Here is a 23,426-nt window from a genome sequence, read left to right as displayed (position 1 = left end):
ACGCAATGCAAATCGCTTTTTGGATTTTAATATTTCTTGCTACATTTTTCATTATGGAATTTAATGCGTGGTTTACGCACAAGTATATTATGCATGGTTTTTTATGGAATTTACATAAAGATCATCATCATAAAGATCACGATAGTTGGTTTGAACGCAATGATGCCTTTTTTATATTTTATGCATTAGTAAGCATAACATGCTTTTATCTTTGGAGTTATGAAAACGTTTGGTATACGCTTCCTATTGGCTTAGGTATTTTGGCTTATGGTGTAGCCTATTTTGTTGTTCATGATATTTTTATTCATCAACGCTTTAAATGGTTGCGGAATGTTGACAATAAATACGCTAGAGGTTTAAGACGTGCACATAAAATACATCATAAACACTTAGGTAAGCATAAAGGAGAGAACTTCGGAATGCTCATAGTGCCTTTTAAATATTTTAAGTAGTTTATTCGGAAAGTAACTCGTCTAGCTGTTTTCTGACTTTAGTACTATTCCAATTTACGGCTCCAGTCTCATCAACAACAATTTCGCTAGCCTTGTTTAAGATAAATGTTCTTGGTATTGAATGTGCTCTCAATTCCTCTGGAACTTCACTTAAAGGTGTAAACACTTCAAAATTAAAACTCTTTTTTACTTTAAACTTTTCTACGGTTTCAAAATCTTCATTGGTAACAAATAGAAATATAACTTTATCCCCATAATCATCATATAATTCTTGAAGACTTGGCATTTCTGCAATACATGGAGGACACCACGTCGCCCAAAAGTTAACGAATACAACTTTACCTTTTGCAGCGTTAAAATCTAACCTATTACCAGTATCAGATACTAAATTCCAATTTAAATTACTTACCGTTTTTCGTTCTACTTTATCTATAAGTGTTGCTGTATTAATGTAGCTAAACCCCTTATGAAAGAAGACCTGAATTGGTTCTCTCGTTTGCGGAATCACAAATAAAATAATTAGTAAAATCGCTAAAACATTATAAATTCTATTTTTAGTCGTTTTATCTTTAGCTGTTTTATCTATAGCTGTTTTATCTTTAGTCATAACGTAATTAAATTAAAGAAGCGCAATACCAAAAATAGGTATCACGCTTCAAATCTAACAATTTAAATTTGCTTTAATTTCTTGTTACAGAACCTGAAACAACCGCAGTTGGCCCTACCCCCATAGAAATAGTTGTATGAACCGCTGCATCACTAGGTACCGCATGTGCCAAAGGCTTTAATGTAAAAGGCGCTGGGCTATTATCTGGACTAGGCTCAACTGATATTACAATTGTAGCTTCTCTTAAATCTGTTGGAAATGTTATTCCTGCTGGTGCATTTTGTAAAAAATCTTCACCAGGGAAACTTGGCCCATCTCCTGCATCTCCTTTAAAAACTGAAGTCGTTGCATTATCGTCTGCTAATGTTGGATCTGTAAATGTCCCTGTACTAATTGGTGTGCCATCTAAGACAGCCCAACCTTCATATTTCCAACCCTCTGTTAATGTTGGCAAGTCTAAACCTGCAACAGCACTTCCACTAGAATTATCTAAAAACCAAACTCCACTTTCTTCATTAGTATCATCGGCATCTGTTGGTGTAGCTAAAATATAACTACCTGTAGCCGTTTCAAAATTTGCAACTATACCATTAGAATCTACACTAGCCAAAGCCCCTGAAAAATCACCTGCTAGAATTTTTGTTGCTGCGGGTAAAGGATCAGAATCCACTGCTGGTTCAATAGACAACACAAATGTGGTTGCTACCTCTAATTGTTCTGAATTGACACTAAATGTCTGTGGAAAATCTACACTACTAAATGTCCCTGTAGATACCGGAGATCCGTCTACAATAATCCATCCTTCATACACAAAATCATCTCCTAACGCTTCTAAACCATCAAGGTTAAGAGTTAAATTTGAATCTACAGAACTAGTATTATCGTCATCATTACTGCACGAACTGGCAAAAAACCCTAATGCCAATACTGCTAAAATCATTTTTTTCTTCATTGCTTTTTTACTTTAAAATTATATTTCAAAATTAATATCTCAAAGCTTAATGAAATGTTAGACAGCTAACACTATGCTGATCTTTTTAAGATTCTTATTTCATTTCTGTTAAAATCTAAGTAATTTTCTTCTTTAAGTTCATTTAACAGAATATTTATTGTTGGTCTCGACGTACCAATCAATGATGCTATATCCTTCTGAGTATAAGGATGCTTAATAACATGATCACCTGTTTTTTCACAATCATAACCAAAATCGATACAAAGCTCATCTAAAAACTCAACTAAGCGTGTTTTAGTGTCTTTAAATAACAACAATTGTAACCTACGTTCTAATTTTTTAAATTTTAAACCAATAAACTTATAGACTTTAAAACTAAAATTTTGGTTATCTCGCATTAAGCCATGCATTGTATCAACGCTTATAGGACATATAGACGTTTCATTATCTACAGATTGTGCAAATTCATCACGCTTATCGTCTCCTAAAATCGCTTTCTCGCCAAATAATTCGCCCTTAGTAAGAATGGCTTTTACGATTTCATTTCCATCTTCACTATAATAGCCAATTTTAACTTTTCCATGCGCTATCAAATAGACTTTATTGGCTGCATCTGCTTCAATATAGATGTAATCTTTCTTTTTGTAAGAACAAAAATTATGTTCATTAGCATAAATTTTGACTTTATGAGGACAGAGCACCTTGAATAGGTTAACATTGTCAAAGAACCACAGTGACTGCATTACGAGGACGTATTTGTTAGATATGTTAATTGTCGCGATAAATCTAGCATCCTAACATAAAAAAGCCCTTGATTTCTCAAAGGCTTGCTTGTATAAAACGTTAAAGATTATTCTTTAATAATCTTTTTTGATTCAAATAGACCTTTATCATCTTTAACCTTCACAAAATAAACACCCTTTTCTAAAGACGATAGATTAAGTTCTAAGGTTGAAACGTGTTGCTTCTTTTGCGTTAATACCATTTTGCCTAGAATATCAAAAACACCAACTTCCACAGTAGATTGTTCTGAATTAAAACTTAAACTCACCACATCTTTTGAAGGATTTGGATATAATACATATTGAGAATTAAGACCATTTTCAGCTAAACCTAAAGCTGCTACAAATTCTGTATTAAACGTATTCGTAACTACAGGTGCATTAAAATCGAAAATAATACCCGCCGTATTTGGCACAATATCACCTATTTCATAGCCTGCTAATGGTTTAATCTTATAGTATACAAATCCATGACTATTAGCTTCATCAGTAGCTGCATCGCCTAAATTAATAGTATTGAATTGCCATGTTAGGGCATCAAAATCACGCTCAATTCCATACGAATGACTCGCTCTTAACATCTGAAATGTTGATTTATCTAACTTTGGATCTAAAATATTCTCGATAGTTACGTTGATAGCACTAGCAGTTCCTACGTTTTGAAACCTAATGGTATAATACAAATAATCGCCCTCCGTAAAACTTACATGTTCAATTTCTGGTCCATGCGATTCGTTAATATCATTAGGGTCATAAGAACCTATAATAATTTCCGATAAACTAGAGGTATTATTTTCAATAACGACGTCATTTGCAGCTGTTGTATACTCAGAAACATTAGTAATCATATCTCCTAAATTAGCTGATGTAGCAACTAATGCTTCAATATAAATCACTTCACTTTCACCAGGTAATAAGTTTGTAAAATCTAAAGTAAAGCCATTCGGCGTTGGCGTAATTGAATTTCCTGCACTTAACCCTGACGCTCCGGTATAGGTTACTGACGGATCTGCAGTAAACACTACAGTACCAGAACTGACTGTGGACTCTCCATAATTTCTTACAATTAACATGTTTTTGTACGTAAATCCGGGTCTCGGTGCCTGCCAATAAGAAAGTAAATTAACTGAAATATCATCACAAGCATCTTGAACCAATAAATTCATTTGCGATATTTGCACGCATGCCGAGTTTGAGCTGCTTTCTACTCTAACATAAACAACTCCATTACTAGCGATATAATTATTAGGCGAAGTAATAGCGTTTGTATTACTGTCAGCATCCATCAAAGTCGTATAGTAACTAATATTATATTGAAACGTACTTAAACCAGATAATACCAATGAATTTTGACTCGTTAAATCGAATACACCAATACCATCTGTAGCAGTACCAATTGACGCATCACAAACGATATAATCTAATTCAGTATTTGGCGTTGGACTTGAGATAGACAACAATTGAAATTGAATAATACTACTGTCCGCAAAGCAACCAAAATTTATATCATCGGGATTATAAACTCTTGCATAAATAGTTTGATTTGGAGATAACGGAACATAAGTTGAAGCATTTGTTATTGGGGTAGCCAAATTTATAGCATCATTATAATTAACAAAGTAACTCACCACTGCTTGTTGACCACCAAGAATTTGATCATCATTAGTTGTTAAGTCAAAAACCACATTTGAAGAATCCGTAGAACAATTCCCCATGTTTGGAACCCAATTTGCATACAAATAAGAATCAGAGGAGACTTCTACTGGTATGATATCTACACATGCTCCACTATTTTCTTCAACACGAATGAAAATAGTAATGGCAAAATCATATATAAAAAACTCGTATGAATTGTTCTCATTTCCTAGAGTAGCATCTTCCTCTAATTCGTAATATTTAGTAGTAATATTAGAAACATTTGACAACGTATTCTCAATTTGCAATTCCTCAATAAAAAAATTATTACACTGTACATATTCAAAATTAGTATTGCTATCACTCTTTATAATTTGAACCCAATCAACATGGTTGCTACCATCAGATAATATGGCTCTTACTTTATAAAACCCACGTTCATTATCAGCACCTGTTATTGTAAGTAAAGGATTGGTTGCTCCAACAATTTCAGTATTAGAAGAACTAAAAGATAATCCATAATACCATTGATACGTAATATTTGTATCTGATGTATTTACAACGGTGCCATCAAGTTGCAGAGAACCACCATCACATAAATATAGCATATTTGGTAATTCGATGACTTGTGCAAGAATTTCATTTGTTTGTAGCAACAAAATGAAACCAAATAAGAGTAGTAGTTTTTTCATAAAATTCAATTATAAAAACGAATATACTCTTTTTAATTTAGCGCTACCTCCCTTACTAATCGGCATAAAAAAAATCCGTTAGAAATTCTAACGGATTTTAATTACTATGAGTTAACAACTAAGCGTTGTTCTCTTTTTTTATTAAATTAAGAGCAGAACCTTCATTGTACCATTCAATTTGAGCTTGATTATACGTATGATTCAAAGCAATAACATCTTTACTTCCATCTGCATGAACAACTTCTAAATGTAATTGTTTATCCGGTGCAAATGCATTTAAATCTGTAAAGTTGAAGGTATCATCTTCTTGAATTAAATCGTAATCAGCTTCATTATCAAATGTTAAACCTAACATCCCTTGCTTTTTAAGGTTTGTCTCATGAATACGTGCAAAAGATTTTACAATAACCGCTGCAACACCTAAATGTCTTGGCTCCATTGCTGCATGTTCTCTAGACGATCCTTCACCGTAATTATGATCACCTACAACAATTGTTTTGATACCAGCTGCTTTATATGCTCTTGCTGTATCTGGAACACCACCAAACTCACCTGTTAATTGATTTTTAACAAAATTGGTTTTCTTTCCATAAGCATTAACAGCTCCAATTAAACAGTTATTAGAAATATTATCTAAATGCCCTCTAAATCGCAACCATGGTCCAGCCATAGAAATGTGATCTGTTGTACATTTACCGAATGCTTTTATTAATAATTTAGCTCCATTAATTTCATTACCAATTGGCTCAAATGGTGTTAATAATTGAATACGTTCTGAATCTGGGTCTACAGAAACGACAACTCCACTTCCATCTGCAACTGGCGCTAAATAACCATTTTCTTTAACTTCAAAACCTTTTGGAGGTAATTCCCATCCTGTTGGTTCTGTAAACATCACTTCCTCTCCTTCTTCATTTATCAATTTATCCGTTAAAGGATTAAAATCTAAACGACCTGCAATAGCAATCGCAGCGGTTAATTCTGGTGATGCTACAAAAGCATGTGTATTTGGATTCCCATCGGCACGCTTAGCAAAGTTTCTATTGAAAGAATGTACAATACTATTTTTAGGTGCATTTTTAGGATCACTATATCTTGCCCATTGTCCTATACAAGGACCACAAGCATTTGTAAATATTTTTGCGTCTAACTTTTCAAATATTCCAAGAATTCCATCGCGCTCTGCAGTAAATCTTACTTGTTCAGAACCTGGATTAATTCCTAATTCAGATTTCATTTTTAAACCTTTATCTAGTGCTTGTTGCGCAATAGAAGAAGCCCTAGATAAATCTTCGTAAGATGAATTAGTACAAGAACCGATAAGTCCCCATTCTACTTGCATAGGCCAATCATTAGCTTTTGCTTTTTCTGTCATATCACGACCTACTTCTGTCGATAAATCGGGAGTAAAAGGGCCATTTAATAATGGGCCTAATTCAGAAAGGTTAATTTCGATAACTTCATCAAAATACTGTTCTGGATTAGCGTAAACTTCATCATCTGCTGTTAAGTAAGGTCTGATAGCATTAGCTGCATCAGCAACATCTGCTCTATCTGTAGCACGTAAATAACGCTCCATAGAATCATCGTAACCAAAGGTTGATGTGGTTGCACCAATCTCAGCTCCCATATTACATATTGTTCCTTTTCCTGTACAGGACATAGACGTTGCACCAGGTCCAAAATATTCTACGATTGCTCCTGTTCCACCTTTTACAGTAAGAATTTCAGCTACTTTTAAAATCACATCTTTAGGTGCTGTCCAACCTGAAAGTTTTCCTGTTAATCTTACACCAATTAACTTAGGGAATTTAAGCTCCCAAGCCATTCCTGCCATTACATCAACGGCATCAGCTCCACCGACTCCAATGGCAACCATACCTAATCCTCCTGCGTTTACAGTATGTGAATCTGTACCAATCATCATTCCTCCAGGAAATGCATAATTTTCTAAAACAACTTGGTGAATAATACCTGCTCCTGGTTTCCAGAATCCAATGCCATATTTATTTGATACCGATTCTAAGAAATTAAATACCTCACTACTGGTTTGATTAGCGTGCTTTAAATCTGTTGCAGCTCCATCTTTAGCCTGGATTAAGTGATCACAATGCACTGTAGTTGGTACTGCTACTTTTGGCTTACCAGCTTGCATAAATTGCAATAATGCCATTTGTGCTGTTGCATCTTGACAAGCAACACGGTCTGGAGCAAAATCTACATAATCCTTTCCTCTTGTAAATGCCTTATTTGGTGTTCCGTCCCACAAATGAGAGTATAAAATCTTTTCTGAAAGTGTTAATGGTTTATCAACAATGTCTCTAGCAGCATCAACGCGCTCTGTCATGTTAGCATAAACCTTTTTAATCATATCAATATCAAATGCCATGGAATATCAGTTTTTAATTAATTTTACTAATATACAAAATGCAATATGACTTTAAAAGCGTTCATTACATATAATAATGATAGTGGAATAAGTATTTTCTATATCATAATTATTCTAAATTAAAAATAACATTATCTTAAAACAAGATTATAAAAAAAGCCTGAATCTAAGATTCAGGCTTTCACTTATATAAAATAAAATTTCAATTATCTTACTAATTGCTTCGTTGAAGGTTTAAACTTCGTTAAAACAATACCGTCTACTGCAGCTTCATATTCTGCAAGTGTAGGAGTTCTACCTAAAATTGTTGACAATACAACAACTGGAGTAGATGATAATAATGACTCCCCTTTTTTCTCTCCAGAATCTTTTACAACTCTACCCTGGAATAAACGTGTTGATGTTGCCATAACCGTATCTCCTGGTGCTGCCTTTTCTTGGTTACCCATACAAAGGTTACATCCTGGACGCTCTAAGTATAACATGTTTTCGTATCCTGTACGTGCCACTCCTTTTGGTGCGTTATCATCAAATTCGAAACCAGAATACCTTACTAAGACTTCCCAATCCCCTTCAGCTTTCAACTCATCTACAATATTGTATGTCGGAGGAGCTACAACTAATGGCGCTTTAAATTCAACTTTACCATGTTGCGCTTCAATGTTCTTTAACATCTGCGCTAATATTTTCATATCACCTTTATGGACCATACAAGATCCTACGAATCCTAAGTCTACTTTTTTAGTACCACCGTAAAAAGATAATGGTCTAATATTATCGTGCGTATAACGTTTAGAAACATCCTCGTTATTTACATCTGGATCAGCAATCATTGGTTCAGAAATTTCATCTAAATCAATAACAACTTCTGCATGATACTTCGCATTAGCATCTGGTCTTAAAGATGGTTTAATACCTGTTTTAAGTTCAGTAATTCTAGTTTCTGCTTTATCTACAAGACCTTTAAGAACTTGTTTCGCATTGTCCATTCCTTTATCAATCATGATTTGGATACGACCTTTTGCGATCTCTAAAGATTCAATTAAGGTATCATCTTCAGATATACAGATAGACGCTTTCGCTTTCATCTCTGCTGTCCAATCTGTAAATGTAAAGGCTTCATCTGCAGTTAAAGTTCCAATATGCACTTCGATAATACGTCCTTGGAATACATTTTCGCCTCCAAATTGCTTCAACATTTGAGATTGTGTAGCATGAACCACATCACGGAAATCCATATAAGACTTCATTTGCCCTTTAAAAGTCACTTTTACTGATTCTGGAATAGGCATTGTAGCCTCACCCGTAGCCAATGCTAAAGCAACGGTTCCTGAATCCGCTCCAAAAGCAACACCTTTAGACATACGTGTGTGCGAATCTCCACCGATAATAATATCCCAATCACCAACAGTAATATCGTTCAATACTTTATGAATAACATCTGTCATTGGGAAATATTTCCCTTTAGGATCACGACCAGTAATTAAACCAAAGTCGTTCATAAAACTCATTAATCTTGGAATGTTAGCTTTAGACTTATCATCCCAAACAGACGCTGTATGACAACCCGATTGGTAAGCACCATCAACAATTGGTGAAATCACTGTAGCAGCCATCATCTCTAATTCTTGAGATGTCATTAAACCTGTAGTATCTTGTGACCCTACAATATTTACTTCAACTCTAACATTAGAACCTGCATGTAAGGTTTTGCCTGGAGTAGTTCCGACAGCATTTTTATTGAATATTTTTTCAACAGCTGTTAAGCCTTGCCCTTCAATAGATACTTCTTTTGAAGCTGCATATACTTGGGGAATATCTATTCCTAATATTTTACAAGCTAATGTTTGTAATTTTTTACCAAATACAACAGCGTAAGAACCTCCTGCTTTAATAAACTCCATTTTAGGCGGAGTTAACGCCGTAGAAATATCTTTTAATTCTTCACCGTCTTTGTATAATTTTTTTGTTTTTGTATTAATTGTTAATACTGTACCTGTATCAACAGAATAGGTTTGCTTTAAAACGGGTTCGCCATCTTTATCTACAATAGTATTTCCTTCTGCATCTATTTGCTTTTCCCAGTTTTTTAAATCGATACCAATACCTCCAGTTACACTAACCGTTGTTAAGAAAATCGGTGCAATTCCATTTGTACCAGCAATTACTGGAGCAAAATTGATAAATGGAACATATTTACTAAAAGGAACACCTGTCCATAATGCAACATTATTTACACCAGACATTCTTGAAGACCCAACTCCCATGGTTCCTTTTTCGGCGATTAACATTACACGCTTATCTGGATGCTGCTCTTTTAAAGCCAACAATTCATTTTGCATGTCTTTATTATGCTCAAACATACATTGACCATGTAATTCTCTATCTGATCTTGAGTGTGCATCTGCACCAGGAGATAATAAATCTGTAGAAATATCTCCAACACCAGCGATATAAGTTACGATTTCTATCTCTTCTTCAACATCTGGTAGCTTCGTAAAGAATTCAGCTTTAGCATAACTTTCTATAATATCTTTTGCAATGCTACTTCCTAAATTGAAAGCATTTTCTAAACGTTCTGTATCTGCCTCATATAAAAACACTTGTGTCTTTAACACTTTAGCAGCGTCTTCTGCTATAGCAGCATCGTCTCCTAAAGCTAAATCTAATAACACCTCTACTGAAGGTCCACCTTTCATATGCGCTAATTGCTCTAAAGCAAAAGCAGGAGTGATTTCTTTAACAACAGATTCACCTAAAATAATTTCTTTTAAAAACTTAGCTTTAACACCAGCTGCCCTAGTTGTACCAGGTAAAACATTATAGATAAAGAAATTAAGAGAATCCTCTCTATATTCGTTATTTAAATCTTTAATCTGATCTATAATCTGACTAAGTAACTCAGCACCATCAATCGGTTGAGGATGAAGTCCTTGAACTTTACGTTCTTCTATTTGCTTTAGGTAATCTGTATAAATGTTCATATAATATATAATAGAATTCTTTGAATGTTTTTACATTTTTTTTTAACCGAAACAAATCTACACATTTTAGATATATGTAACATTATTGACTATTCTTAAAATATATCGTATAATTAATTTTAATTATCGCAACATAATCACATAAACGCCTGACAACAAGACCATTAAGCGCAAAGTGAGTGCGTTTTATTATTTAGAATAAGTATGAATTAAAATTCGGCTTTTAAGGAGATATAAATTTCGAAAACACGCATTTGATAGTGATAGAAATCAACAAACAAAAGACTTCAATAAAATCAGAAAAAAGGCTGAGCTATAATCTTAAGCTACGTTTTGGTTAAAACAGACTTTGAATGATCTTTTCGTCTGTAACACCCTCAGCTTCTGCTTTGTAGTTTTTAATAATTCTATGTCTAAGAATTCCGGTTGCTACGGCTTGTATGTTTTCAATATCTGGTGAAAACTTACCATTTGTAGCCGCATGCGTTTTAGCTGCTAGAATTAAATTCTGAGACGCTCTTGGTCCTGCTCCCCAGTCAACAAATTCTTTTACGATCTCTGCTGCAGAATCTGCTTTAGGTCTCGTTTTAGCCACTAATGACACTGCGTATTCTATAACATTATCTGCAACAGGAATACGACGAATTACATTTTGAAAATCAATAATTTCTTGCGCTGTAAATAAAGAATTTACAGTCATTTGAACATCTGTAGTGGTCGCTTTTACAACATCAACCTCTTCTTGAAACGAAGGATATTCTAAATTAATAGCAAACATAAAACGGTCTAGCTGTGCTTCTGGTAATGGGTAGGTTCCTTCTTGTTCTATTGGATTTTGAGTTGCCAATACAAAGTATGGTAAACTTAATTTATACTGATGACCGGCTACAGTTACCGAGCGTTCTTGCATGGCCTCTAATAAAGCTGCTTGCGTTTTTGGTGGCGTTCGGTTAATCTCATCTGCTAAGACAATATTTGAAAATATTGGCCCTTTAATAAATTTGAATTGTCTGTTTTCATCTAAGATTTCGCTACCAAGTATATCACTTGGCATTAAATCTGGAGTAAACTGAATACGTTTAAAGTTTAAGCCTAATGCTTGTGCAATGGTATTTACCATTAATGTTTTTGCCAAACCAGGCACTCCGATTAAAAGCGAGTGACCTCCGGAAAAAATAGAAATTAATATTTGATTTACAACTTCATCCTGACCTATGATAACCTTAGCAATCTCTTGCTTTAGTGCAGCATATTTTTTGACAAAATTTTCAATTATTGCAACATCAGACATACTCTATTATTTTTTTAACCAGTTACTTTGAAAGTCACAATCTCTATACTCACCATTAATTTTAATGTAAGTATCAATAATAGTTTCTTTTTGCCATTTTTCAACAGCTTTAACTTGTTTGTCTTGTAAGGCTAAATTTTTAATTTTTAAGTAATCTTTTGCAAAATCAGCTTCGTGATCGTCAATACGATCAGTTACCGTTAAAATCTTGAATTTTATAGTATTTACACGATCTTCATCTTGTAAGACTTCACTAATTTCTCCATCTTTTAAATCTTGAATTTGAGAATACAACTCTGGTTCCATTCGTGTTAATTCAAAATTGAAATCTTGTGTTGTTGGATTTGTTAATTGACCACCTTCAAATTTAGTTTCCTTTTCGTCACTAAATTCTCTTGCTGCTTGTGCAAATGTTAATGAGCCATCCATGATTTTAGCTCTAACCTCTTTAATTTCGTCATTTGCTTTTTTAATAGCTTCTTGAGATAATTTTGGACGTAATAAAATGTGTCTAACATCATATTCTTGTCCTCTAACTTTTTCTAAAAACACAATATGAAAACCAAAATCAGTTTCAAATGGCTCTGAAATTTCACCTTCTTGCATATTAAAAACGGCATCCCTAAACTCTTTAACCATTCTTGGTTGCTTTCTGTTCATGGTCGGTAACTTACCACCATCACTTTTTGATCCGTCTTCAGAATAAAAGATCGCTTTAGTTACAAAACTAGAACCGTTTTCTTCTATGTCTCTTTTGAAATCATTTAATTGATCTATTACAGCTTGCTTTGCATCTTCTGTAACTTCTGGAATAATTACAATTTGAGCTAACTTTAATTCTGTTCCAAAAATAGGGCGTTCTTCTTTTGGGATATCGTTAAAAAACGTACGAACTTCTTCTGGTGTTACTTCGATATCTCCAATCACTTTAGATTGCATTTCTTGAGCAAGATATCCGTTCTTATTAATCTCATACATTTCATCACGTAAAGCCTTCTCTGAATCTTTTTTATAAAATTCTAATAAACCTTCCATGTCTCCTTTGGTCTGCGCCAAAATACCTTGTATTTGTTGTTCTGTACGCGACTTAATAAACAACTCATTAACAATTACACTATCTTGAATAGCTTGGTGTGCGTATAATTTATTTTCTAACAAGCTTCCAAAAAGTTCACATCTCGTTAAATCTTTAAGATCTGCTCCTTGCGCCTGAAGTTGTGCAATTTCTCTATCTAAATCAGATTCTAGAATAATAAAATCACCTACAACAGCTGCTACACCATCTGCTTTAATTCGAGTTTTGTTTACTAAAGTATCTTTAGTTTTTTCAACTTTTGGTGCTTCGTCGTCAATGATTTCTTGGGCGTTGCTGAAGTTGAATGAAATAAAACCAACCAAAAGGGCTGCTTTAATTATAAGTTTGGAATTTATTTTGTTTGATGGCATCTTTTGTAATATCATTTTCGAGTTGCTTGATGAGCTCTAGTTTTCGCTTATTTATAACAATTTTTTTGATTGACGAATTCACATAATCTAAAGGTGCGTAGTCGTTTTGAAGTCGCACATCGTTTACTAACATCAAATATAGGTTTAATGAATCTTTGAGCTGTAAGAAATTAGTTTTTTTTAACAGTTCATTTTTATTGGTGTTATTTAAAATTGGAATTTTCTCTGTAACCCTACTTAATTTCAACCAAAGAGAATCGTTTAACGAATACGATCTAAACTGTACAGAAATGGAATCTAAATACACTTTATCTTTATAACTAAAGCGTTGAAAACGTTTCTTTATTGTATCTAAATTAATTGGATTAAGTGGCAAACTTATATACCTAAATTGTATTAAGTTATCATTAAGCTTAAACGATTCTTTATTCTCATCGTAAAAAAGCTGTGCTGTTTCGCGCTTTACTACAGAATCAATATTTTTTTTAACTAAACCTTCTAAATACGCTTTGGTGTATAAATCATTTTTATACTGCTTTACTAATTTAGAAAATTCATTTTGCTTGTCCTCAGAAAGATTTACTAAAGCACCATCCATTAAAAGCAAACGTCTAGCCCAACGATCTACATAAGCATTAACCATTAAAGTACTATCTTCTTTAGAAGTACCTTTGGGTACTAAATCCTTGATATCTTCTTTGTATAGGTAGTTTTCATTAACGCGCGCCACAGGATCTAGACCATCTGATTTTTTAAAATAATCACAGCTAGTTAAAAGTAAACAAAGGCAAAATATGTATAAAAAATATTTCAAAAAGTATATAAATTAGTTTCCTATTTTAGCTTTAATAGCATTAAGTGTTTCTTGATTCACTTCTACATTAAAACGCGCGTATAAATCAGTAACCCAATTGGTTTCGATCTCAGTTTGGTAATCATTAATCACGTTACCTTTTGCTTCATCTAATGATTTTTGTCCTGCTGGTAAAATTTCCACAACATCAATAACATGAAATGCATCGTGATGTTCATAAACAGCTGAAACACCTTTTGTAGCTTTAAAACCTGAAGGCAGAACAGGATTATCTAAAGTGTAAGTTCCTTTCGTAAAGATAACGTTTTGCTTATCGTTTGTATTTAATTTTTCGTTAATAACAGCTTCTGAATTCCCCTTCTTCATCATTTTAAGGGCTTTCTTTACATTAGATTTATCTGCTGAAGATGCGATAACAACCTCTACTCTATCACTCCATTGGTATTTAGATTTATTTTTACCATAATACGATTCTATACCTGTAGAGTCCTGAGAAGCTTTATTCCAAATCTCTTTTTCCATTAAATCAAACAACAACAATCCGTCTCTATACTCTTTAAGAATATTGGCATACTCAATATTTTCTACCTCTAAATTATCTTCTCTGTATTGTAGAATTGAACTTTCAATAAAGCTCTCATATTCCTTCTCTACAATAGTAGTAAAAGGTGTTGCTTTACCTGAGTAAATTCGTTGTGCCGTTATTAAATGTTTTCCAAAGTCTTCATAAGTGAAAATCGTCTCATTTATAGAAAACAGCGTTTCATTAGCTTTAAAAACTGCTGGTAAATTCCAATTACGTTTATAAAACTCATCGGTAAGAATAGACGTAAAATATCCTTTAGCTTCAGAATTATAGGTTACATCATACTTATTCTTTAGCTTAGTAATCATAGCTTCGTTAATTAACTTTGATCTCGAGTCCCTTTTTACTTTTGATTCAAAAGATTCTTTTAAATTTTCTAAAGGCTCAATTGGCTTTAAATTAATTCGTTTAACAATATGCCAACCATAGGCAGTCTTGAAAGGTTGAGTTACATCTCCATCATTCTTTAATGCAAAAGCAGCATCCTCAAACTCTAAAGAACTTAACTGCCCGCTTTTAAATGGTGCAATTTTACCACCTTCTCTAGCAGAACTCTTATCTTCTGAAAATTGTTTCGCTAAGGACTCAAAGCTTTCTCCTTGGTTTAACTTTTTATAAATATCATTAATTCGTTTTTCAGGATCGGCTAATGAGTCTTGAGAAACTAAGTTAACCATAATATGAGCTACCGTTGCTGTACCTCTAGATGATCTTTTATCATCAACTTTTACCACATGATAACCAAATTGGGTTCTGAATGGCATTGAAATTTCGCCAACATTAGTATTATACGCTGCCGTTTCAAATTCATAAACCATTTTAAAGGCTGAGAAATACCCTAGGTTTTCTAAAAAAATAGTTTTTCCGTTATGCATTTCAGCTTTCACTTTATCAAACCCTTCTTTTAAAGCACGCTCCCTTAAAGCCAAAACTTCATTATAAGCATTTAAAGTGTCTTTTGATGTTGCGTCTAAACGCACTAAAATATGGGACGCATTAATATCTATATTACTACGATCGTAAGCTTCTTTTACTAAAGCTTCAGTTACTTTATTCTCAGAAATATAATTTTTAATTAATTGTTTCTTATATCTTAAAAACTCGCGTTGGTAGTTTTTATCTTCATCTAACTTTAAACGTTTAGCTTCTTTAAGCTTTAACTGGTATTCTGTAAATAACTTTAAATAACCATCAATATCCTTTTGGCTTTCATCTTGTACTAAATCTAAATTTTTGTTATAGACTCTTAAAAACTCCGAAGCCATAACTGGCTCTCCATTAACTGTAAGAAGTACTTGATCGTTATCTTGTGCAAAAGAAAAACTAAGTGCAAAAAACACTAGAAACAAACATTTAATATTAAGCTTCATAATTTAAACTTGATTTGAATTGATATAAATAACTCACTTTTAAAACTCAGCAAAAGTAACATAAATAGCGTATTTAGCAAGTGGATTAAATAGCATTATTTTTAATAGTTACTGCTAGTTACATCGTAAAAATCACTACAAAAGTACATGTCATAATATTTTGCGATGATTTTAACAATTAAAAGTGTGCAACAACGATTAGATAACACTTTAACTATCGCTTTTTATACTTTTATCAAAACTTCAAGAGCATGCAGTATACCACTGAAATATTAATTGACAAACCTATTTCAGAAGTTATAAAAAAATTTAATTCTGCCGACAACTTAAAACATTGGCAAGAAGGCTTGGTTAGTACGGAACATATTTCTGGTATTCCGAACCAACTTGGTGCTAAAATGAAATTAAACTTTAGTTTTGGAAAACGTAAAATGGAAATTATAGAAACCATTACAAAACAAGAGTTCCCTAATGAATTACACGTTACTTACACAACTAAAGGAGTACGCAATGTTCAAGAAAATTATTTTAAAGCTTTAGAAAACAACACCACAAAATGGACCTCTATAACAGATTGCCAACCAACGAGCTTTAAGATTAGTTTAATGTTGTTTTTAATGCCTAGCGCGTTTAAAAAGCAGACAGAAACATATATGACTAATTTTAAGAAATTTGTAGAAGAAGGTATTTCTATTGACAAGTCTAATTAAGAGCAACTAATTTTTATAAAGATTCAACACAACTAAACGATGCGAAAATTAAAATTAATATGGGATTTTAAAGGGCCAGCAGGACAAAAGACAGCTGAACACCATGTTATACACTTAAAAGAATATATTGAAATCAATAAACTAGACATTACTATTACAGGTGTTGAAACGCTTAGCGACATGCATAGTATAGCTTATTTGGTGGTTGATGAGTCAGAAATGAAACCTATACGAGACACTTTAAAGCCCCATAGAGGACAAGTGTATTCTTAAATTGAGGTGTTTGAAATATACTTCTTAAAATTTGAAGTCTTAAAATAGCCGTTTAAAAAAGGCTTGAATAAATCGTTTTGGCGGGACTGATAGAATAATTTTTAAATCTTCGAACAATGTTGACTCTTCATCTAAAAACTTAAAAATAGTTTTAATATTCGTCTTTCTAAACATCGACGAAAACAAAGCAGCACCTTCCTTATTATGATTGGCTAATACATCTAATAATATAAGATCATAAAAGCCATATTTATCATTTTTATGAAAATTAGATAAATCCTCAGCTTTCTTTAAAAAAGACACGACGGCTTTCGTTTTCTTTGAAGTGTTTGTAAAGGTGTAACCAGAACTTGCTTTTGTCCAACCGCCAGCTGTCCCAATATTTAGTATATGCTTAGAATTTAAGTCGCTAAATTTGAAAGATGTCATCGGAATATTACCCTGTTCCTTTTCTATAATTTCGTAATCTAGAATATTTCGTTCACTCAAATAATCTTTAATAGAAGCCTCATATTCAGAATGCTTTAATAAGTCTTTTGAAAACAAGGTATACTCAAACAAAGCTGTGTGTTTATCTATTGGTAACACATACATAAAACGTGTATTTCCGTTTTGAGGCACTGTAAAATCCATAATAGTGGCAGCAGAATCGTCAATTAATTCAGTTTTTGTTTTCACAAACCAACCGACAAAATGCTGGTGTATTAAAGGGTATTTATCTTGTGAAGTGTAAGTTTCAGGATTTGGTAAACTATTAAAAAGCTTAGAGCCAAAATAAGTATCATTTTCTCCAATTACCTGAACTCCCGTTTCTATTTCCGAAAAGCTATCAACAGTATCTTCAATAAAACTAAAATTAGATTTAGACGTTATAGTGTTCCATAATGATTTGTAAAATGCTTCGCTTCTAATCATTTTATACCGATACGGCGCAATCGAAATAACTTTAGAAAACGTAGCACTTCCAAAGTAAACATTATTCCAAGTTTTAACTAAGAAATCATCCCATTCTCCTGGCCCTTCTTCCCAAAAACACCAAGTTCTATCATTGCCCTTATCTTTTATTTGGTCTATAATTACAATAGATTTATCATTAAAGAATGCGTCTTTGGACATTCTATATGCCAGCATTAATCCCGAAGCACCTGCTCCTAAAATGATATAATCGTATTTTAATTCCATTTTGATAACTCTCTAATTGCAATTGAATTTTTAAACAGCAGAATGATACTGCCGCTTTTCAGAATAAAAACATTTATTTATCATGACGTTTTTCGGCATACTCATAGCCTTCTCTCCACCATTTCTCCATTAATCGTTTACTAAAAATAAGTGAATTCTCAGTTAGACTTGTAGGCGTGTAATATAAATTGAGTTTTACATTTTTATTTCGTGCAGCTAACTTTCCGATGATGATATCATTTCGTTCTACCTGATCTAGTAGATGTCCAAACAAACTAATCATTAATGAAAACGGGTTTTTTCCCAATACTTTTTGTTTTCCTAAAGTTTCAGCTTCTAAAACAATGGCATCAACTTCTGTAGCTCCACGCTGAATCGCTTCTCTAATTGGTATTACAGAACCTAATCCACCATCTGCATATTCATAACCATCTACTTTTGCCAAGGACATAAACGGAATGTAGTTACATGAAATCCATATCCAATTACAAAATTCCTCGTATGAACATTCTTGAATAGATTTATATTCCACACGATTCATAGATAAATTAGAAACCGTTACTACTACATCGTGCTTATCTTTTCTGATTTTTAAGTATTCCTCATAGGTCACATTTTTTCTAATATGACGTCTTAAGGCTTTACTTTCCCCAAAAGTTCGTTTACGTCTAATAAACTGCCATAATGAATTTATAAAATCAATAGACACATATTCTCTATCTCCTTTTTTATGTTGTACAAAAGGACTTATACTAAAAATATCGTGCTGCTGTACGTTGGTAAAAATATCGTACAACTTGCCGATCTCGTTGACCGCTAAATGTGGTATTAATAGGCTTCCTGTTGATGTGCCCAAAAACAAATCGTAATTATGTTTTTCGCGCTCCATTAAGTACTGCGCCACTCCGCCTGCAAATGCACCTTTACTTCCTCCACCAGATATTACTAAAGCTCGCATTTAATTATATATGTTTGTTATTGTTGATTTATTCTGTTTCTAAAGGACTTACTTCCTCGTTTTTATATTTGGCGTAATTAAGGCCACTTTCCCACCATTTAGTCATTTTAACTTTATCAAAAACTAATGAATTGGTTGTTAAAACTGTTGGAGTATAATAAAAATTAATGATGGCGTTTTGATTTGACGCTACAAACTTACCGATTTTAATATTTTGGCTCTCTATTCTATCTAACATAAACGCAAACATGTTAGTCAGTAAGGAAAACGCATTAATCGAAGGCATTCTATTGAGTTGACTTATTTCCGTTTGCAAAATAATGGCATCTATTGTTGTTGCTCCTCGTTTTATAGCTTCTTCTATAGGAACCATAGATCCCAACCCTCCATCTGCATATTCACAGCCATTTTTCTTAGCTAGAGACATAAATGGCGTATAATTACAAGATATCCAAATCCATTCGCAGAACTCATCGTAATTAAAATCCATAATAGACTTATATTCAACTTGATTAAGTGATAAGTTAGAAACCGTAACTACAATATCTACATGACTTTCTTTAAGCGCAATAAACTCCGCTTTGGTTAATGTTCTTTTAATGAGTTGCTTTAAGTTAAGACTTGTCCCAAATGTTTTATACCCTTTTAACAAATTTAGAAGTACTGTAAAATGATTAATCCCTATAGTTTCAATACCATTTTTCTTTTTAATAATAAAAGGACAACTATCAAATATTGCATCATTATTTACACTAGTGTAAACTTGTTTTATTTTATCGACGCGGTTTAATCCTAAATGAGATACTAAAAGACTTCCTGTTGACGTCCCAATAAACAAATCGTATTTATGTTTTTTATTCTCAATTAAATACTGCGCCACACCACCTGCAAATGCACCTTTGCTTCCACCTCCAGATATCACTAATGCTCGCATTAATTTTATTTTTGTTGTAGTTTTTCAGACAATTCTTTAGCAAACTTAACCATTCGCCAGTTGTGATGTGATTTTGCTTTTTCTAAATTAGATAGACATTCTTCTGAACAAGACTTCATTAAATTTAGATAATTAAAAGCTTTAATTCTTACATCTGTATTATATTTTTCAGCAGTATATCCCTTTAACTCATCAAATAACACCTGTTTGTTATCGGCATCATAATAAGGTGTATTCAAATTTAAAACAATCCATAACATTCGAACATTCTTATCACTGAAACCAATTGTTTTTCTCGTTTTAGAAAGGTATTTAGAACGTTCTAATGGGAAATTAACCCATAGATTATACAAAGCATTTTCTACCGTAATGTACGATTTATCATTGAGCAAAGACTCATAATCTGATTTTATACTTTCAGGAATTTTGGTCACATGTTCAGATATGGCTTGTCGGACTTTAAAACTATTATTAAACACCTCTGGCGTCACCAATTCTGGTACTTGCGAAATAACCTTCACTTTTGCTTCGTCTGAAACATAATACTTAAGATATTCTTCACATTTAGACGTTTTTGCTTCGCAATCTACCATGGCATATTCATTGATAAACGTAGATTGGCGTTTTAAAATATCGTACGCTTCTTCATAAGGAAAGGCTTTATTTTTAATCCAATAATTAACGAAATGAGATAAGGATTGACCATATTGCTTTTCAACTTGAGAGATAAAATCAGCGGTGTCAACATTTCCGAATTGATGCTTTTCTAAATAATTTTTAACAGCTTTCTTAAAAACGACATCACCTACCTTATCTTTTAAAGCATGCAAAACCCAAGCTCCGCGTTGGTAAAATGTTAAGCTACTCGATTTAGGATCTAAGAGTGATGTCCCGTTTCCTGAAAGATCTTGTCTGCTTAGCTCTAAAACGGACTCCAATAATTTATAGTAGAAATAATTATCCCCAAAAATATCGCGTTCTGCCAAAAGCGCATAATACGTTGCAAAACCCTCCTGTAACCAATGATGCTCGCCAGATTTAGCAGTCACCAAATCACCAAACCATTGATGCGCTAACTCGTGCGCATTAATATTAACGTAGTTCTTGTCATTAAACCCAATTTCATCAACCACAAAAGCATCTGAGAAAATAGTAAGGCTTGTATTCTCCATACCTGCATATAGAAAATCGTGAACAGGAACTTGCTTGTAGTTTTGCCAAGGATAAGCAAAACCTATTTCTTCTTCTAAGAAATTAAACATCTGTTCAGAATAGCGATAGGTTGGCTCCACCTTGAGGGAATCTTCTGGGTAATAGTAATACTCTAAAGGAATACCGCTTTTCGACGTTTTAGTTTTTTTGTTGTATTTACCATAAACCATAGCTAGTAAATAGCTAGACATCGGTTTTTGCATTTGGTAAGAAACCTTTACCAAACCATCTTGCAACGGACTATTAATTGTATTTAAACCATTCGCGATGAAACGATATTCAGATTGCTTAACGGTACTTAAATTGAAGATGATTTTATCGTTAACATCATCTAAACTAGGAAACCAATGGCTGGTATACTTTCCTTGACCTTGAGTCCATACTTGAGGCTCATTCTCTCGTTTTAAAAAATACAACGCTTGTTTAGGCTTTGCCGAATAATCAAAATAGATGGTATAAGCTTGATTTTTCTGAAACGGATATTTGAAATAAATCTTATTATCTACATTGGAATAGTCTAATTTTTGAGTACTAGAATCCCCTACGCTTATCTCTACATTTTTGAATGTCATATTTACAGCATCTAAAAATATAGAATCTGTTGATTTAGTCATATCGAGATTATACCAAACCTTTCCTTTGACCATTGAAGAATCTAAAACGATATTAAGCATTCCGTTCGCTCTTTTGAAATCTACATATTCAGTTTGCTGAGCAAATGACAAACCGGAAATAAAAACACAAATCGTAACAAAAAATTTCTTCATAAAATATAACTAGACAAGAATAATAGCAAAATACGGAATTCAGCGCTTATATCACAAAAACTCAATTCTAAAAGTTATATTGTAATAATTAAATTAGATTCCTGTGTTATTAAAACGATTTTAGCCCAAGCCGTCGAAATGACAGAAATGAGACTCCAATTTTTTTGTGCTCAATTTATAATTCCGATTTCACAATGAAATTAATTTTAACCGGAACAAAAACGCACTACTTAGTGACTGACAAATATCATGTTATTGGTTAATTTTATATGTATCTTTACCCTATTCAATTTTATTTATACATTTATAGCTCAGCTTTTTAATTAAATTATTCCCAATGACCCCAAATCTCTTTGAAATTGGTTATTACGACAATAATGATCTAAAATCACTTGGTTTTAAATCCCTTGGAACCAATGTTAAAATCGCTAAAAATTGTTTAATTTTTGGCATTCAAAATATCGCTATCGGCAATAATGTTATTATAGATTCATTTTGCTCTCTGATAGTGCCTGGAAATGGCTATTTAAACATAGGCTCTTATGTTCACATTGCTTCATATTGCCACTTACTAGCATCAGACGGTATTGAACTTAATGATTTTTGCGGTCTATCTCAAGGAGTAAAAATATACAGCAAAACGGATGATTATTCAGGTAATTCTTTAACTAATCCCACAATACCAGATTCATATAAAACCATGAAGAAAGGAAGAGTCTCGCTGGGTGAACACGCCATAATTGGCGCAGGATGTACTATACTTCCAAATGTTTTAATTGGAGAAGGCGCCTCTGTTGGTGCTTTATCTCTGATTGGTTCAAATTTAAACTCATGGACGTTATATGCAGGAAATCCATTAAGAAAACTCACAAAACGATCTAAAAATCTATTACATAAAAAGGAAGAATTTCTTGAAGAATTAAAACGAAAAAGTAACTAATTTTTATTTGAAATATTTCAAAAACCCAAGTCAACTAACTTATAAACAATAATTTAGAATAACTTTTAGAAATATTTCAACTTTATTTTGTAAGAAAATTAATAAGTTTACGCTTTAATATATTGAATGATTTAATTGAAAACTTTAAAACACTTTTAACACTCCATCTTAGTTAATAATAATCTTATAATGCAGACAGAAACTGATACAAAAACCAAAATAAAAAATTATATTATTGAATCTACTTTTGATGATGTAGAAAAGATAAAAGATGACACTCTTATATTTGAAGAAGGCATCCTGGACTCCATGGGTTTATTGTTTTTAATTGAATTTCTACAGGAAGAATTCAACTTAACAACTAGCGATGAAGAACTCGTTGTAGAAAATTTTCAATCTATTAATAGTATTATCGCCTTCATTGAGAGTAAAATGTAATTTCAAACTTTT

At 32.8% G+C, this 23,426-nt stretch carries 19 protein-coding genes; 5 read left to right on the top strand and 14 right to left on the bottom strand.

The genetic code is table 11. The features are described from left to right. Positions 1–5: 5 nt before the first annotated feature. Positions 6–452, top strand: a complete 447-nt coding sequence (locus DFQ09_RS09335) for a sterol desaturase family protein (protein ID WP_115809651.1) — start codon at positions 6–8, stop codon at positions 450–452. Position 453: 1 nt separating this feature from the next. On the opposite strand, the gene DFQ09_RS09330 is transcribed toward DFQ09_RS09335, so the two are convergent. The 10 genes from DFQ09_RS09330 to DFQ09_RS09285 form a co-directional block, all read right to left on the bottom strand. Next, positions 454–1,059: a TlpA family protein disulfide reductase gene (locus DFQ09_RS09330; RefSeq protein WP_115809649.1), complete on the bottom strand. Its 606-nt coding sequence runs from the start codon at positions 1,057–1,059 to the stop codon at positions 454–456. 73 nt (positions 1,060–1,132) lie between these two features. Then, entirely contained in the window at positions 1,133–2,011 is an 879-nt protein-coding gene (locus DFQ09_RS09325; RefSeq protein ID WP_115809647.1) for an anti-sigma factor, read from the bottom strand. A gap of 71 nt (positions 2,012–2,082) precedes the next feature. After that, positions 2,083–2,754 carry a Crp/Fnr family transcriptional regulator gene (locus tag DFQ09_RS09320; protein ID WP_115809645.1) on the bottom strand — a complete coding sequence of 224 codons (672 nt, stop codon included), beginning with the start codon at positions 2,752–2,754 and terminating at the stop codon, positions 2,083–2,085. A 107-nt stretch (positions 2,755–2,861) separates the two neighbouring features. Beyond that, positions 2,862–5,120 (bottom strand): DUF7619 domain-containing protein, encoded by a 2,259-nt coding sequence (locus tag DFQ09_RS09315; RefSeq protein ID WP_115809643.1) that lies wholly within the window; start codon positions 5,118–5,120, stop codon positions 2,862–2,864. 118 nt (positions 5,121–5,238) lie between these two features. Then, on the bottom strand, positions 5,239–7,509 hold the full coding sequence (locus tag DFQ09_RS09310; protein ID WP_115809641.1) for an aconitate hydratase: 2,271 nt from the start codon (positions 7,507–7,509) through the stop codon (positions 5,239–5,241). Between the two features lie 206 nt (positions 7,510–7,715). Continuing rightward, on the bottom strand, positions 7,716–10,493 hold the full coding sequence (locus DFQ09_RS09305; RefSeq protein ID WP_115809639.1) for a bifunctional aconitate hydratase 2/2-methylisocitrate dehydratase: 2,778 nt from the start codon (positions 10,491–10,493) through the stop codon (positions 7,716–7,718). A gap of 337 nt (positions 10,494–10,830) precedes the next feature. After that, a complete protein-coding gene (locus DFQ09_RS09300; RefSeq protein ID WP_115809637.1) occupies positions 10,831–11,784 on the bottom strand; it encodes an AAA family ATPase in 954 nt (317 codons plus the stop codon). Between the two features lie 6 nt (positions 11,785–11,790). Beyond that, the gene (locus DFQ09_RS09295) at positions 11,791–13,230 is read right to left on the bottom strand and encodes a peptidylprolyl isomerase (protein ID WP_245940336.1); all 1,440 of its coding nucleotides are present in this window, start codon (positions 13,228–13,230) and stop codon (positions 11,791–11,793) included. Continuing rightward, positions 13,193–14,044, bottom strand: coding sequence for a peptidyl-prolyl cis-trans isomerase (locus DFQ09_RS09290; RefSeq protein ID WP_179349362.1), 852 nt, complete (start codon positions 14,042–14,044; stop codon positions 13,193–13,195). The genes DFQ09_RS09295 and DFQ09_RS09290 overlap by 38 nt, the downstream gene beginning before the upstream one ends. A 12-nt stretch (positions 14,045–14,056) precedes the next feature. Beyond that, positions 14,057–16,000: a peptidylprolyl isomerase gene (locus tag DFQ09_RS09285; protein WP_115809633.1), complete on the bottom strand. Its 1,944-nt coding sequence runs from the start codon at positions 15,998–16,000 to the stop codon at positions 14,057–14,059. 251 nt (positions 16,001–16,251) lie between these two features. Between DFQ09_RS09285 and DFQ09_RS09280 the strand changes: the two genes are divergently transcribed. Then, complete coding sequence (locus DFQ09_RS09280; RefSeq protein ID WP_115809631.1) at positions 16,252–16,710, top strand: SRPBCC family protein; 459 nt, start codon at positions 16,252–16,254, stop codon at positions 16,708–16,710. Positions 16,711–16,749: 39 nt separating this feature from the next. Beyond that, on the top strand, positions 16,750–16,983 hold the full coding sequence (locus tag DFQ09_RS09275; protein WP_115809629.1) for a hypothetical protein: 234 nt from the start codon (positions 16,750–16,752) through the stop codon (positions 16,981–16,983). A 39-nt stretch (positions 16,984–17,022) separates the two neighbouring features. Here DFQ09_RS09275 and DFQ09_RS09270 read toward each other — a convergent pair whose 3' ends face one another. The 4 genes from DFQ09_RS09270 to DFQ09_RS09255 all read right to left on the bottom strand — a co-directional run bounded on the left by DFQ09_RS09270 (position 17,023) and on the right by DFQ09_RS09255 (position 22,036). After that, positions 17,023–18,165 carry a lycopene cyclase family protein gene (locus DFQ09_RS09270; protein ID WP_115809627.1) on the bottom strand — a complete coding sequence of 381 codons (1,143 nt, stop codon included), beginning with the start codon at positions 18,163–18,165 and terminating at the stop codon, positions 17,023–17,025. Positions 18,166–18,238: 73 nt separating this feature from the next. After that, the gene (locus DFQ09_RS09265; RefSeq protein WP_115809625.1) at positions 18,239–19,123 is read right to left on the bottom strand and encodes a patatin-like phospholipase family protein; all 885 of its coding nucleotides are present in this window, start codon (positions 19,121–19,123) and stop codon (positions 18,239–18,241) included. Between the two features lie 28 nt (positions 19,124–19,151). After that, positions 19,152–20,057, bottom strand: coding sequence for a patatin-like phospholipase family protein (locus DFQ09_RS09260; RefSeq protein ID WP_115809623.1), 906 nt, complete (start codon positions 20,055–20,057; stop codon positions 19,152–19,154). Between the two features lie 5 nt (positions 20,058–20,062). Next, the gene (locus tag DFQ09_RS09255) at positions 20,063–22,036 is read right to left on the bottom strand and encodes a M1 family metallopeptidase (protein ID WP_115809621.1); all 1,974 of its coding nucleotides are present in this window, start codon (positions 22,034–22,036) and stop codon (positions 20,063–20,065) included. 337 nt (positions 22,037–22,373) lie between these two features. Between DFQ09_RS09255 and DFQ09_RS09250 the strand changes: the two genes are divergently transcribed. Continuing rightward, on the top strand, positions 22,374–22,976 hold the full coding sequence (locus DFQ09_RS09250) for an acyltransferase (RefSeq protein WP_115809619.1): 603 nt from the start codon (positions 22,374–22,376) through the stop codon (positions 22,974–22,976). Positions 22,977–23,165: 189 nt separating this feature from the next. Continuing rightward, positions 23,166–23,414, top strand: a complete 249-nt coding sequence (locus DFQ09_RS09245) for an acyl carrier protein (RefSeq protein ID WP_115809617.1) — start codon at positions 23,166–23,168, stop codon at positions 23,412–23,414. Positions 23,415–23,426 lie beyond the last annotated feature (12 nt).

Source organism: Winogradskyella pacifica, from assembly GCF_003386275.1.
Taxonomy (GTDB): Bacteria; Bacteroidota; Bacteroidia; order Flavobacteriales; family Flavobacteriaceae; genus Winogradskyella; species Winogradskyella pacifica.
Note: the sequence above shows the minus strand (reverse complement) of the source record. Positions and strands in the feature narration are given on the sequence as shown.